Here is a 12,483-nt window from a genome sequence, read left to right on the forward strand (position 1 = left end):
ACGACGATGGAGGTGGGCCGCGTCCCGTGCGGCGAGGGATCTCACACCCGCGACGGCTCCGGCGTCGCGGGCGCGGGCTCGGCGGCGCCGCCGTGCGGGTCGAACTCCGGCAGGATCCGGGCCAGCGGCGCGGGCAGCCACCAGTTCGCGCGGCCGAACAGCGTCATCGACGCCGGGACGAGCACGAGCCGCACGACCGTCGCGTCCAGCGCCACGGCCACCGCGAGCCCGAGGCCCATCTGCTTGATCACCAGCGACGGGTCCGCTGCGAACCCGAGGAACACCGCCACCATGATCAGCGCGGCGCTGGTGATGACGCGGCCGGTGGACGCCAGGCCGGTCCGGACCGCGCCGCGCGCGTCGCCCGTCCGCTTCCACTCCTCCCGGACGCGCGACAGCAGGAACACCTCGTAGTCCATCGACACCCCGAACAGCACCGCGAACATCAGCAGCAGGATGAAGCTGGACACCGGCACCCCGTGCGGCAGGCCGAGCAGCTTCGCGCCCCAGCCCCACTGGAACACCGCCGTCAGGACGCCGTAGGCCGCGCCGATCGACAGCAGGTTCAGCACGGCGGCCTTGAGCGGCGCGAGCAGCGACCGGAACACGATCAGCAGCAGGACGAACGACGTCGCCACGACCGCGCCGATCACCGGCCACAGCCGGTCGCCGAGCACCCGGCTGAGGTCCACGTAGACGGCGGTGAGGCCGGTGACGTCGGCGCCCGGCGGCAGGACGTCGGCGCGGATCCGGTCCACCAGGCCGGTCATGCGGGCGTCCTGCGGGCCGTAGCGGGGCGTGACGACGATGACGGCGGCGGTGCCGTCCGGCGACGTGCGCGGCTTGGCGACGGACGCGACGCCCGGCACGCGGGCGAGGCGGGCGTCCAGGCCGTCGACGGCCGTCCGGCCGGTCCGGTTCAGGTCGACCGCGACGAGCAGCGGCGCGTTCGCGCCCTCCCCGTACCCGGCCGCGACGAGGTCGTAGGCCTTGCGGACGGTGCTGGACTCCGGCTCGCTGCCGGCGTCGCTCGGCCACGTCCGCATCCCGAGCGCGGGCGCGGCGAGCGTCAGCATGAGCGCGCCGCCCGCGATCAGCCAGACGAGCGGACGGCGCCCGATCCGGTCCGCCCAGCCGCGCACCCAGCGGGCGTCGGCGCCGGTGACCGTCCCGGCGGCCCGGTCGCGGCGGCGCAGCACCCGGCGGCCCGCCAGCCCCAGCACGGCGGGCAGCAGGGTGAGCGCGCTCGCGACCGTCGCCGCGACGACGAGCCCGGTCGCGAACCCCATCGTCATGAACACCGGGACGCCCGACAGGACGAGCCCGCACAGCGCGAGCAGCACGGTGAACCCGGCGAACAGCACCGACAGCCCGGCCGTCGCGTTGGCGCGGCCCACCGACTCCGGGACGTCCAGCCCCGCGCCGAGACCCTCCCGGTGCCGGGTCAGGATGAACAGCGCGTAGTCGATGCCGACGCCGAGGCCCGTCATCACCGCCAGCGTCGGCGCGGTCGTCGCGATGTCGGTGACGGCCGCGAGCAGCGAGATCCCGGTGACGCCGACGCCGAGCCCGGCCAGCGCCACCACCAGCGGCAGCCCCGCCGCGACCACCGACCCGAACGCCAGCAGCAGGATGATCAGCGCGGCGACGATGCCGACGATCTCCGCGACGCCGTTCGGGGCCGTCACGTTCTCGGGGACCTGCCCGCCGAACTCGACCTGGTCTCCGGCCGCGGTCAGGTCCGTCGTGGCGCCCTTGAGCCGGTCCAGCGTCTCCTTGGGCTCCAGATCGGTCACCTTGCGGTCGTAGCGGACGGTCACGAGCTGCGTCCGTCCGCCCGGCGCGGGCGGCGCGACCTCCACCGACGACACGTTCGGCAGCGCCGCGATCCTCTTCTGCGCCGCCGCGACCCGTGCCGCGTCGACCGTGCCCGTCCGCGTGTGGACGACGACCCGGGCGTCCGCGCCCGACAGCGCGGGGAACCGCTCGGTCAGCAGGTCCGTGGCGCGCTGCGCGCCGGTGCCCGAGAGCCGGTAGTCGTCGTGCGTCGAACCCCCCACGGCCGCCGCGATCCCGGCGACGGCCCCCACGACGAGCACCCAGCCGATGACGAACCGCCAGGGCCGCAGCGCGGCGGCCCTCCCGAGACGGTACAGCAGACCCGACATGATGATCCTTCCGGCGTTCCGTTGACGCCGGAATCGTCACGCCGGTCGGTTGGCGGGCACTTGCGAGCGACTTGCGGACCCGTCCCGTCTAGGCTTGTCCCCGTGAGCGAGCTTTCCGCCGAGGACACCAAGATCATCACGTTGGCCCGGTCCGCGCGGGCGCGCACGGGCGCGGCCGAGGGCGCCGCCGTCCGCGACGAGACCGGCCGCACCTACGCCGGGACCAGCGTGGACCTGCCGTCGCTGAAGCTGACGGCGCTGCAGGTCGCGGTGGCGATGGCGGTGTCCAGCGGCGCCGACGACCTGGAGGCCGCCGCGCTCGTCACCGCGGCGGACGCGCCCGCCGAAAGCGACGTCGCGGCCGTCCGCGACCTCGGCCCCAAGGCCCCCGTGCTCGTCGCCGGCCCCGACGGCGCCCTCCGCACGACCCGCTAGCCGCGCGGGTCTAGGCGCCGGGGAGACGCCGGACCAGGACGGTCCCGATGCGGTTGCGGCGGCCCGCGATGCTCTCGGCGCGCAGCGACAGGCCCGCGACCGTCGCCGTCGCGCCCTCGATCGGGACGCGGCCGAGCGCGTGCGCGAGCAGCCCGCCGACCGTGTCGACGTCCTCGCCCTCGATCTCGACGCCGAACAGCTCCGCCAGGTCCTCCACCGGGAGGCGCGCGGTGACGCGCACCGCGCCGTCCGGCAGTTCCTCGATCCGGGGCGCCTCGACGTCGTACTCGTCGGCGATCTCCCCGACGATCTCCTCCAGGATGTCCTCGATCGTCACCAGGCCCGCCGTGCCGCCGTACTCGTCGATGACGATCGCCAGATGCATCTGCTTGGCCTGCATCTCGCGCAGCAGCTCGTCGATCGGCTTGCTGTCGGGGACGAAGCTCGCGGGCCGCATCACCGACTCGACCCGCTCGGTCAGCTCGCCGTCGCGGTTCTCCTGCGTCCGGCGGACGATGTCCTTCAGGTAGGCGAGCCCGACGACGTCGTCCTCGTTCTCCCCCACGACCGGGATCCGCGAGAACCCGCTGCGCAGCGCCAGCGACATGACCTGCCGCAACGACTTGCCCCGCTCGATGAACACGATGTCGGTGCGCGGGACCATGACCTCGCGGACGAGCGTGTCGCCCAGCTCGAACACCGAGTGGATCATCTCGCGCTCGTCCGGCTCGATCAGGCTGCGCTGCTCGGCGAGGTCGACCAGGTCGCGCAGCTCCGCCTCGGTCGCGAACGGGCCCTCGCGGAAGCCCCGGCCGGGCGTCAGCGCGTTCCCGAGCAGGATCAGCAGCCGGGGCAGCGGCCCGAACACCCGGCTCACCGGGCGGATCAGCGCCGCGCCCGCCAGCGCCACGCGCGGCGCGTGCTGGATCCCGAGCGTGCGCGGGCCGACGCCGATCGCGACGTAGCTGACCAGCACCATGATCGCGGCGGCCACGACGTAGGCGCGCCAGGTGTCGTCCAGCCACTCGATGCACAGGTCCGCGACGGCGACCGTCGCGACGACCTCGCAGCCGATCCGCATCAGCAGGAACATGTTGAGGTAGGGCGCCGGGTCCCCGACGACCTCCGCCAGCCGGTCCGCGCCGCGCCGCCCCTCGCGCACCAGCTCGGCCACGCTGACCCGCGACACGCGGATCAGCGCCGTCTCCGCGCTCGCCAGCAGCCCCGCCAGTCCGATGAGGACGACGGCCAGCGCCACCAGCCAGCCCTGTGCGGTGCTCATGCGGTGCTCACGGCCGCCGCCGCGCCTCCCGCCACGACGCCAGCAGCTCCGCCTGCAACCCGAACATCTCCTTGTGCTCGGCGGGCTCGGCGTGGTCGTACCCGAGCAGGTGCAGGATGCCGTGGACGGTCAGCAGCTCCAGCTCGTCGGCCGTGGAGTGGCCCGCCTCGGCGGCCTGCCGCGCGGCGACCGCCGGGCAGAGCACGACGTCGCCGAGCAGCGCCGGATCGTCCTCGTCGTCCTCGTCGGGGGCGTGGCCGGGACGCAGCTCGTCCATCGGGAACGACAGGACGTCGGTCGGGCCGGGCTCGTCCATCCACTTGACGTGCAGCTCGGTCATGACGTCCTCGTCCACCAGCAGGACGGACAGCTCCGCCAGCGGATGCACGCGCAGCGCGTCCAGCGCGTGCCGGGCCAGCTCGCCGAGCCGCTTCTCGTCGGCGTCGGCGCCCGACTCGTTGAGCACCTCGATCGTCACCTAGCGCCCCCGCCTGCGCGCCGGCGGCCGGTTCACATCCGGCAGCCGCGTCTCGTCGAACCGGTTGTAGGCGTCGACGATCTCGGTCACGAGCTTGTGCCGCACGACGTCCTGGCTGGTCAGCCGGCAGAAGTCGATGTCGGACACGCCTTCGAGGATGCCCTGGACGACCGACAGCCCGCTCTGCTGCCCCGACGGCAGGTCGACCTGCGTGACGTCGCCGGTCACGACGACCTTCGAGCCGAAGCCGAGCCGGGTCAGGAACATCTTCATCTGCTCGGGCGAGGTGTTCTGCGCCTCGTCCAGGATGATGAACGAGTCGTTGAGCGTCCGGCCGCGCATGTAGGCCAGCGGCGCGACCTCGATCGTGCCCGCCGACATCAGCCGGGGGATCGAGTCGGGGTCGACCATGTCGTGCAGCGCGTCGTACAGCGGGCGCAGATACGGGTCGATCTTCTCGTAGAGCGTTCCGGGCAGGAAGCCGAGCCGCTCCCCCGCCTCGACCGCCGGCCGGGTGAGGATGATGCGGTTGACCTTCTTGTCCTGGAGCGCCCGGACGGCCTTGGCCATCGCGAGATAGGTCTTGCCGGTGCCCGCCGGGCCGATCCCGAACACGATCGTGTTCCGGTCGATGGCCTCGACGTAGCGCTTCTGGTTGAGGGTCTTCGGGCGGATCGTGCGGCCCCGGCTCGACACGATGTCGAGGGTCAGCACCTCGGCCGGGCGCTCGCCGCCGGTGTCGCGCAGCATCGCCACGCTCCGCTCGACGGCGTCGGGGGTGATCTGGGTGCCGCTGCGCAGCAGTTCGATCAGTTCGGCGAACAGCCGTCCGACCAGTTCGGTCTCGGCGGCCGGGCCGGTCACGGTGATCTCGTTGCCGCGCACGTGGATGTCGCTGCTGAAGGCGCGCTCGACGGCGTGGAGCAGTTCGTCCCGGGAGCCCAGCAGGCTCACCATCGAATGGTCGTCCGGCACCACGATCTTGAGCTGCGAGCGCTCGCCGGCGCGGTCGTCGCGCCTGTGAGTTGAGTGGACCATCAGCCGGCCTTGCGGCCTCTCCGACCTGCCTTCTGTGCTGGAGGAACGCCTGTCGCCTCCATGCTACCGGGCGGGGCCCGCCGTGCGCCTTCGCGTTTTCACGCGCGCGGCCGGGGGCCCGGCACCGGAACGGCGGTCAGCCGGGCGGCCAGTTCAGGCCGCGTCCGCCGAGCACGTGGGCGTGGACGTGGAAGACCGTCTGCCCGGCCTCGGGCCCGGTGTTGAAGACGATCCGGTAGCCCTTGCCCGCGACGTCCTCGTCCACCGCGACCTCCTGCGCCAGGTTCACGACGGCGGCCAGGGACGCGGGGTCGGCGGCGGCCAGCGCGGCGGCGTTCGGGTGGTGCTCGCGCGGGATGACGAGGACGTGCGTCGGCGCCTGCGGGTTGATGTCCCGGAACGCCACCGCCCGCTCGGACTCGCGGACGATCTCGGCGGGCACGTCCCCCGAGACGATCTTGCAGAACAGGCAGTCCGTCATCCCTCTCCTCCCACGGATACACGCCGGATCCTAGCGGCGGGCGCCGGAGACGTGCCGCGCTCGCCCCGGGGACACGTGGATCAAGCCGCGGCGGTTGGCCCGCAACACGGGTCCTGACCCTTTAGGGTTGGCAACTCAGACGTTCCCCCCGGCTCGCCACCGTCCCATCTGAACCGGTAGGGAACACCCATCCACGATGTGGCGCCGACCGTCCTGACGCCGCGTCTGAAGCGGCGGACAGGTGACCGAGGCAAGGCAGGAGATGCCCTTCCGTAAACCGGACGACGAGGGCGCGCGTCCCACAGACGTGACCGAGACCCTCGTGGCAATGGGAACGACGACGGGCGCGATGTCCGTCGTCTGGGACGCCGACCAGGCGGTGACCGCGCTCTACAGCGCCAACTACCGCGCGCTGGTTCGGCTCGCCGCCATGCTCGTCCGGGACCTCGGGACGGCCGAGGAGGTCGTCCAGGACGCCTTCGTCGCGATGCACGGCGGCTGGCGCCGCCTGCGCGATCCCGACAAGGCGCTGTCCTACCTGCGCCAGTCGGTCGTGAACCGGTCGCGGTCGGTGCTCCGGCACCGGGCGGTCGTGGAGAAGTACGCGCCGAAAGGGCTGCCCGACGCGCCGAGCGCCGAGGCGGGGGCCATCGGCGAGCTGGAGCGCTCGGCCGTCGTGGACGCGCTGCACCGGCTGCCCGCCCGCCAGCGGGAGGCGCTGGTGCTTCGGTACTACGCCGACCTGTCCGAGGCGGAGATCGCCCAGTCGATGGGGATCTCCCGGGGGGCCGTCAAGAGCCACACCGCGCGCGGAATGGCCGCGATGCGCAACGTACTGGAGCAGTTCACATGACCACCGACCGCGACGACGAGCTCGGCGAGATCCTGCGCCGCGCCCTGCAGGCGGAGGCGGAGGGTGTCGAACCGTCCGGTGACGGGCTGGAACGCGTCCGGGAGCGCGTCGCCGAGCGGCGGCTGCGCCGGTTCGGCGTGCCGTGGCTGGCGGGCGGCTGGGTGCGTCCGGCGATCGCCGTGGCGGCGGCCGTCGCGGTCGCCGGGTTCGGGGTGACGGCGGCCCCGCAGACCATCGGGTTCATCCAGGCGGGCATGAGCGGCCCCGCCAAGCACGGCGGCAACGCGGTCCGCGACGGCGTGGTGCCCGGCCAGGTGCCGGGGTCGCCGGGGACGTCGCTGCAACCGTCCGACGGGCAGCCGGCCCTCGGGACGCCGAGCTTCACCGGGCCGCCGACGACGGCCTCGTCCACGGGCGCGCCGACGTGCCCGCCCGTGCCGCCGCCGTCGCCGACCGTCGACCCGGCGAAGAAGACCCGCGCGGAGAAGACCGCCCAGCCGCGGCGGCACGAGCCGTGCCCGACACCGACCCCGGCCGCGCCGACGACGCCGCCGACCACCCCGCCGGTCACGCAGACGACCCCGCCGCCCGCGACGCAGTCCCCGACGACGGCGCCGACCGAGCCCGCGAGCAGCAACAACGACGGTTCGGGAGGCGCGCCCGGCGCGCCCTGACGCCTACCAGCGTCCGGTGAGCGCGGCGAGGACGGCGAGTGCCGCGACGCCCGCCGTGGACGTCCGCAGGACCGTCGGGCCGAGCCGCACCGGGTCCGCGCCCGCCGCGGCGAACGCCGCCAGCTCGGTGTCGGCGATGCCGCCCTCGGGGCCGACCACGACGACGATCTCGCCGTCCGGCGGGGGCGCGGCGGCGCTGAGCCGCGCGGCGGCCTCCTCGTGCAGGACGACGGCGGCCGACGCCCGTTCGAGCCGCGCGGCGACGTCGGCGGTGGTCGCCAGGTCGGCGACGGCGGGCAGCCAGGCGCGGCGGGCCTGCTTGGCGGCCTCGCGGGCGGTCGAGCGCCACCGGCCGAGGGCCTTGTCGCGGCGTTCGGCCTTCCAGCGGGTGACGCACCGCTCGGCCGCCCACGGGACGATCTCGTCCACGCCGGCCTCGGTCATCGTCTCGACGGCCAGTTCGCCGCGCTCGCCCTTGGGCAGCGCCTGGACGACCACGAGCCGGGGCACGGGCTCGGGCACGGCGCGGCGGACGTGGACCTCGACCGTCAGCGCGTCCTTGGCCACCGCCGCGACGACGCCCTCCACGAGGATCCCGGCGCCGTCGGTGAGGTCGACGCGCTCCCCGGCGCGCAGCCGCCGCACGGTGGCCGCGTGCCGCCCCTCCGGGCCGTCCAGCACGACGCGGTCGGCGTCGAGCGCCCCGGCCTCCGCCAGGAAAACCGGAGCCGTCACGGCCGTCCCTCCTCCTGCGCGCGGCCCGCGCTCCCGGCGGGCCGCGCGGGTGCTCAGTGCTGGTTGAAGACGTCCTTGAGGCGGGAGAAGACGCCGCGCTGGGCGGGCGAGAACTTGCCCGGGGGCCGCTCCTCGCCGCGCAGTTCGGACAGGCGCCGCAGCAGGGCCTCCTGCTCGTCGTCCAGCCGGTTCGGCGTCTCGACCGTCACGTGGAGCTTGAGGTCGCCGCGGCCGTTCTCGTCCAGGTGCCGGACGCCGCGCCCCGCCAGCGTGATGACCTGCCCGGACTGGGTGCCCGGCCGGATGTCGATCTCCTCGGCGCCGTCCAGGGTCTCCAGCGTGACGGACGTGCCGAGCGCCGCCGCCGTCATCGGGATCTCGACCGTGCAGTGCAGGTCGTCGCCCTCCCGGTTGAAGATCGGGTGCGGCTTCTCGACGATCTCCAGGAACAGGTCGCCGGGCGGGCCGCCGCCGGGGCCGACCTCGCCCTCCCCGGCGAGCTGGATGTGCATGCCGTTCTCGACGCCCGCCGGGATCTTGACCTTGACCGGACGGCGCGTGCGGACCCGTCCGTCGCCCGAGCACTCGGGGCACGGGTGCCGGATGACGCTGCCGAAACCGCCGCACGCCGGGCACGGACGGGCCGTCATGACCTGGCCGAGGAACGAGCGCTGCACCTGCTGCACCTCGCCGCGTCCCTGGCAGGTCGAGCAGGTCTCGGGGTGGGTGCCGGGCGCGGCGCCCTCGCCCCGGCAGGTGCCGCAGGCGACGGCCGTGTCGAGGTTCAGCTCCAGCGTGGTGCCGAACGCGGCCTCGGAGAGCTCCAGCTCGACGCGCAGCGTGGCGTTCCGGCCGCGCCGGGCGCGGCTGCGCGGGCCGCGCTGGGTGGCGGAGCCGAAGAAGGCGTCCATGATGTCGCTGAACGGGAACCCGGCGCCGCCGAACCCGCCGGGGCCCGCGCCGCCGCCCCGCGCGTACGGGTCGGCGCCCATGTCGAACATCTCCCGCTTCTGCGGGTCGGAGAGCACCTCGTAGGCCTGCGTGACCTCTTTGAACTTCTCCTGGGTCTCCGGGTCCGGGTTGACGTCCGGGTGGAGTTCCCGGGCGAGCCGGCGATAGGCCTTCTTGATCTCGTCCGGACTGGCGTCCCGCCGGACGCCGAGGGTCGCGTAGTAGTCGTTGGCCACTTACGAACCCGCCAGAATCTGTCCGACGTAGCGTGCCACTGCCCGTACCGCTCCCATCGTGCTGGGGTAGTCCATCCGTGTCGGCCCGAGCACTCCGAGCCGGGCCAGGGTGATGTCGCCCACGCCGTAGTCGGCGGCGACGACGGAGGTCGAGCGGAACCCCGCGTCGGGGTTCTCCGTGCCGATCCGCACGGTAACAGTAGAGGAATCGCCGGTCTCGCCGAGCAGCCGCATGAGCACGACCTGCTCCTCCAGCGCCTCCAGCACCTCGCGCAGGCCCTGCGAGAAGTCCATGTGGGCGAGGTTGGCGGCGCCGCCGAAGACGATCTTCTCGTCGGCCTTGTCCACCAGCGTCTCCAGCAGCACCGACAGCACTCCCGCCGCGAGCGGGCGCTCGTTGGCCGGAAGCTGGTCGGGCAGATTCGCCACGGCGTGCGCGACGTCGCCGAGCCCGCACCCGTCCAGGCAGGTGTTGAGCAGGGTGCGCAGGCGGCCGATCGACTCCTCGGCCGTCACGCCGTGCGCGTCGATCACCCGCTGCTCCACCCGGCCGGTGTTGGTGATCACGACGAGCAGCAGCCGGTTCTCGGCGACCGGCACCAGCTCCACGTGCCGGACCGTCGACCGCGACAGCGACGGGTACTGGACGACCGCGACCTGGCGGGTGAGCTGCGCGAGCAGCCGCACCGTCCGGCCGACGACGTCGTCGAGGTCGTAGGCGCCGCCGAGGAACGTCTCGATCGCGCGGCGCTCGGCCGACGACAGCGGCTTGATCGTGGACAGCCGGTCCACGAACAGCCGGTAGCCCTTGTCGGTCGGGACGCGGCCCGCGCTGGTGTGCGGCTGGGCGATGTAGCCCTCGTCCTCCAGGACGGCCATGTCGTTGCGGATGGTCGCCGACGACACGCCGAGGTTGTGGCGGTCCACCAGAGCCTTGGAGCCGACCGGCTCGTTGGTGGAGACGTGGTCCTCGACAATGGCCCGCAGGACCGCGAGTTTCCGGTCGTCGAGCACGTGGTCACCTCCCCTGCCCCGTACTGGCACTCCTTACCTTGGAGTGCCAAGTGTACGGCCCGCGCGGGGTCGGCCGAAGGTGCCGGGGCGTCTCGTCCTCGTTAGAGTGCGGATCCGTGCGGAGCAGAGACTACGGCGACGACGTCCTCGCGGGCGACTGGCGACTCCCCCGCAAGGGCCAGATTCCCGAGATACCAGCGGAAATTGGGCTTGTCGCGGAGGATCCGGACAGTGGCTTCTGCGGTGCCGTCGTCGGCTGCGACAAGCTGGGCGTCACGCTGGAGGACCGGTTCGGCAAGCGGCGCGTCTTCCCGCTCACCAAGGCCGGATTCCTCATCGACGGACGGCCCGTCACGCTCGTCCGGCCCGCGCCCGGACCGGCGGGCGCGGCGCGGTCGGCGTCCGGGTCGGTCGCCGTCCGGGGGCTGCGGGCGCGGGTGGCGCGCGAGAGCCGCATCTACGTCGAGGGCCTGCACGACGCCGAGCTGGTCGAGAAGATCTGGGGCCACGACCTGCGCGTCGAGGGCGTCGTCGTGGAGTTCCTGCGCGGCGTGGACGACCTGCCCGCCATCGTCGAGGAGTTCGATCCCGGCGAGGGCCGCCGCCTCGGCGTCCTCGTGGACCATCTCGTCGCCGGGTCCAAGGAGAGCCGGATCGCGGCGCAGATCACGTCGCCGGACGTCCTCGTGACGGGCCATCCGTTCATCGACATCTGGGCGGCCGTGAAGCCGTCCGCCGTGGGCATCCGCGCCTGGCCGGACGTGCCGCGCGGCATCCCGTGGAAGGACGGCGTCGTCGCCGCGCTCGGCTGGGGCGACGACACGGGCGCGGCGTGGAAGCGCATCCTCGGCCGCGTGTCGGACTACACCGACCTGGAGCCCGCGCTGCTCGGCCGCGTCGAGGAGCTGATCGACTTCGTGACGGGCTAGGTCAGGTCGCGGACGACCGCGTCCGCGAGCAGCCGCCCCCGCAGCGTCAGGACGGCGCGTCCCTGCTCCCACGGGCCGGGTTCGACCAGCCCCTCCCCGATCGCCCGGCGCACCGCCGCCGCGTCCAGCAGGTCCGCCGGGCAGCCCGTGGCGAGCCGCAGCTCCAGCATGATCCGCTCCAGCCGGCGGTCGTCGCCGGCCAGGATCTCGCGGGCGTGCGCGGGCGTGCTCCCGTCGGCCAGCCGCGCCGCGTACGCCGCCGGGTGCTTGACGTTCCACCACCGCGTCCCGCCGACGTGCGAGTGCGCGCCCGGCCCGACGCCCCACCAGTCCGCGCCCGTCCAGTACAGGACGTTGTGGCGGCAGGCGGCGTCGTCCGACGCGGCCCAGTTGGAGATCTCGTACCAGGTCAGGCCGTGTTTGGTCAGAAGTTCGTCGGCCAGCAGGTAGCGGTCGGCCATCGCGTCGTCGTCGGGGGCGGCGATCTCGCCCCGGCGGACGCGGGCGGCGAGCCGGGTGCCGTCCTCCACGATCAGCGCGTACGCCGACACGTGGTCGGGACCGCAGGCGAGCGCGGCCTCCAGCGAGGCGCGCCAGTCGTCGTCGGTCTCGCCGGGCGTCCCGTAGATCAGGTCGAGGTTGACGTGCTCGAACCCCGCCGCGCGCGTCCACTCGACCACCTGCGGGACGCGGCCGGGCGTGTGCGTCCGGTCCAGGACGCGCAGCACATGCTCCCGGGCGCTCTGCATCCCGAACGAGACGCGCGTGAACCCTTCCGCGCGCAGTTCGTCCAGGTAGCGGCGGTCCACCGACTCGGGGTTGGCCTCGGTGGTGACCTCCGCGCCCGGCGCCAGCCCGAACTCGGCGTCGATCGCGGCGAGGACCGCGCCGAGGTCGCGCGGCGGCAGCAGCGTCGGGGTGCCGCCGCCGACGAACACGGTCGAGACGGGCGGCGCGGCGTCCCCGAGGACGCGGCGGGCCAGCCGCACCTCGGCCGCCGCCGTCGCCGCGTAGGACTCCCGGGTCGCCCCTTCGCCCAGCTCCGTCGCCGTGTAGGTGTTGAAGTCGCAGTAGCCGCACCGGGTGACGCAGAACGGGACGTGGACGTAGAACGCCAGCGGCCGGGAGCCGAGGCCGTCCAGCGCGGCGGCGGGCAGGTCCCCGCTCGCGGGCACGGCGTCGCCGTCGGGAAGGGTGGCGGGCATCCTC

At 73.8% G+C, this 12,483-nt stretch carries 13 protein-coding genes; 4 read left to right on the top strand and 9 right to left on the bottom strand.

Going from position 1 to position 12,483, the window contains the following annotated elements; genetic code table 11:
* Positions 1–41: 41 nt before the first annotated feature.
* Positions 42–2,168 carry an MMPL family transporter gene (locus tag BTM25_RS14685; RefSeq protein WP_103563466.1) on the bottom strand — a complete coding sequence of 709 codons (2,127 nt, stop codon included), beginning with the start codon at positions 2,166–2,168 and terminating at the stop codon, positions 42–44.
* Between the two features lie 102 nt (positions 2,169–2,270).
* Here BTM25_RS14685 and BTM25_RS14690 point away from each other — a divergent pair, with 102 nt between their 5' ends.
* Positions 2,271–2,603: a cytidine/deoxycytidylate deaminase family protein gene (locus BTM25_RS14690; protein WP_103563467.1), complete on the top strand. Its 333-nt coding sequence runs from the start codon at positions 2,271–2,273 to the stop codon at positions 2,601–2,603.
* A 10-nt stretch (positions 2,604–2,613) separates the two neighbouring features.
* Here BTM25_RS14690 and BTM25_RS14695 read toward each other — a convergent pair whose 3' ends face one another.
* The 4 genes from BTM25_RS14695 to BTM25_RS14710 all read right to left on the bottom strand — a co-directional run bounded on the left by BTM25_RS14695 (position 2,614) and on the right by BTM25_RS14710 (position 5,882).
* Positions 2,614–3,885: a hemolysin family protein gene (locus BTM25_RS14695; protein WP_103563468.1), complete on the bottom strand. Its 1,272-nt coding sequence runs from the start codon at positions 3,883–3,885 to the stop codon at positions 2,614–2,616.
* Between the two features lie 7 nt (positions 3,886–3,892).
* Positions 3,893–4,363, bottom strand: a complete 471-nt coding sequence (ybeY, locus tag BTM25_RS14700) for an rRNA maturation RNase YbeY (RefSeq protein ID WP_103563469.1) — start codon at positions 4,361–4,363, stop codon at positions 3,893–3,895.
* A complete protein-coding gene (locus BTM25_RS14705; protein WP_103563470.1) occupies positions 4,364–5,401 on the bottom strand; it encodes a PhoH family protein in 1,038 nt (345 codons plus the stop codon).
* Positions 5,402–5,537: 136 nt separating this feature from the next.
* Positions 5,538–5,882: a histidine triad nucleotide-binding protein gene (locus BTM25_RS14710; RefSeq protein WP_103563471.1), complete on the bottom strand. Its 345-nt coding sequence runs from the start codon at positions 5,880–5,882 to the stop codon at positions 5,538–5,540.
* 328 nt (positions 5,883–6,210) lie between these two features.
* On the opposite strand from BTM25_RS14710, the gene BTM25_RS14715 reads away from it, so the two are divergent.
* Positions 6,211–6,735, top strand: a complete 525-nt coding sequence (locus tag BTM25_RS14715) for a SigE family RNA polymerase sigma factor (protein ID WP_103563472.1) — start codon at positions 6,211–6,213, stop codon at positions 6,733–6,735.
* Positions 6,732–7,409, top strand: coding sequence for a hypothetical protein (locus BTM25_RS14720; RefSeq protein WP_103563473.1), 678 nt, complete (start codon positions 6,732–6,734; stop codon positions 7,407–7,409). Before BTM25_RS14715 ends, BTM25_RS14720 begins: the two co-directional genes overlap by 4 nt.
* A gap of 3 nt (positions 7,410–7,412) precedes the next feature.
* Here the strand turns inward: BTM25_RS14720 and BTM25_RS14725 are convergent, their stop codons facing one another.
* The 3 genes from BTM25_RS14725 to hrcA are packed head-to-tail and all read right to left on the bottom strand — an operon-like array spanning position 7,413 to position 10,345.
* Entirely contained in the window at positions 7,413–8,144 is a 732-nt protein-coding gene (locus BTM25_RS14725) for a 16S rRNA (uracil(1498)-N(3))-methyltransferase (protein WP_103563474.1), read from the bottom strand.
* Positions 8,145–8,197: 53 nt separating this feature from the next.
* The gene (gene dnaJ, locus BTM25_RS14730) at positions 8,198–9,331 is read right to left on the bottom strand and encodes a molecular chaperone DnaJ (RefSeq protein ID WP_103563475.1); all 1,134 of its coding nucleotides are present in this window, start codon (positions 9,329–9,331) and stop codon (positions 8,198–8,200) included.
* Positions 9,332–10,345 carry a heat-inducible transcriptional repressor HrcA gene (hrcA, locus tag BTM25_RS14735; protein WP_103563476.1) on the bottom strand — a complete coding sequence of 338 codons (1,014 nt, stop codon included), beginning with the start codon at positions 10,343–10,345 and terminating at the stop codon, positions 9,332–9,334.
* A 116-nt stretch (positions 10,346–10,461) separates the two neighbouring features.
* On the opposite strand from hrcA, the gene BTM25_RS14740 reads away from it, so the two are divergent.
* The gene (locus BTM25_RS14740) at positions 10,462–11,274 is read left to right on the top strand and encodes a DUF3097 domain-containing protein (RefSeq protein ID WP_103563477.1); all 813 of its coding nucleotides are present in this window, start codon (positions 10,462–10,464) and stop codon (positions 11,272–11,274) included.
* Here BTM25_RS14740 and hemW read toward each other — a convergent pair.
* Positions 11,271–12,479, bottom strand: a complete 1,209-nt coding sequence (gene hemW / locus BTM25_RS14745; protein ID WP_103563478.1) for a radical SAM family heme chaperone HemW — start codon at positions 12,477–12,479, stop codon at positions 11,271–11,273. The genes BTM25_RS14740 and hemW overlap by 4 nt on opposite strands.
* Positions 12,480–12,483: the final 4 nt, after the last annotated feature.

Origin of the sequence: Actinomadura rubteroloni (genome assembly GCF_002911665.1) — a bacterium.
GTDB classification, from domain to species: domain Bacteria; phylum Actinomycetota; class Actinomycetes; order Streptosporangiales; family Streptosporangiaceae; genus Spirillospora; species Spirillospora rubteroloni.

Excerpts from the sequence above, each read along its gene's own strand:
- BTM25_RS14715 (WP_103563472.1), top strand. The coding sequence starts at position 6,211 with ATGGGAACGACGACGGGCGCGATGTCCGTCGTCTGGGACGCCGACCAG.
- BTM25_RS14705 (WP_103563470.1), bottom strand. The coding sequence starts at position 5,401 with ATGGTCCACTCAACTCACAGGCGCGACGACCGCGCCGGCGAGCGCTCG.
- BTM25_RS14695 (WP_103563468.1), bottom strand. The coding sequence starts at position 3,885 with ATGAGCACCGCACAGGGCTGGCTGGTGGCGCTGGCCGTCGTCCTCATC.
- hemW (WP_103563478.1), bottom strand. The coding sequence starts at position 12,479 with ATGCCCGCCACCCTTCCCGACGGCGACGCCGTGCCCGCGAGCGGGGAC.
- BTM25_RS14720 (WP_103563473.1), top strand. The coding sequence starts at position 6,732 with ATGACCACCGACCGCGACGACGAGCTCGGCGAGATCCTGCGCCGCGCC.
- BTM25_RS14710 (WP_103563471.1), bottom strand. The coding sequence starts at position 5,882 with ATGACGGACTGCCTGTTCTGCAAGATCGTCTCGGGGGACGTGCCCGCC.
- BTM25_RS14685 (WP_103563466.1), bottom strand. The coding sequence starts at position 2,168 with ATGTCGGGTCTGCTGTACCGTCTCGGGAGGGCCGCCGCGCTGCGGCCC.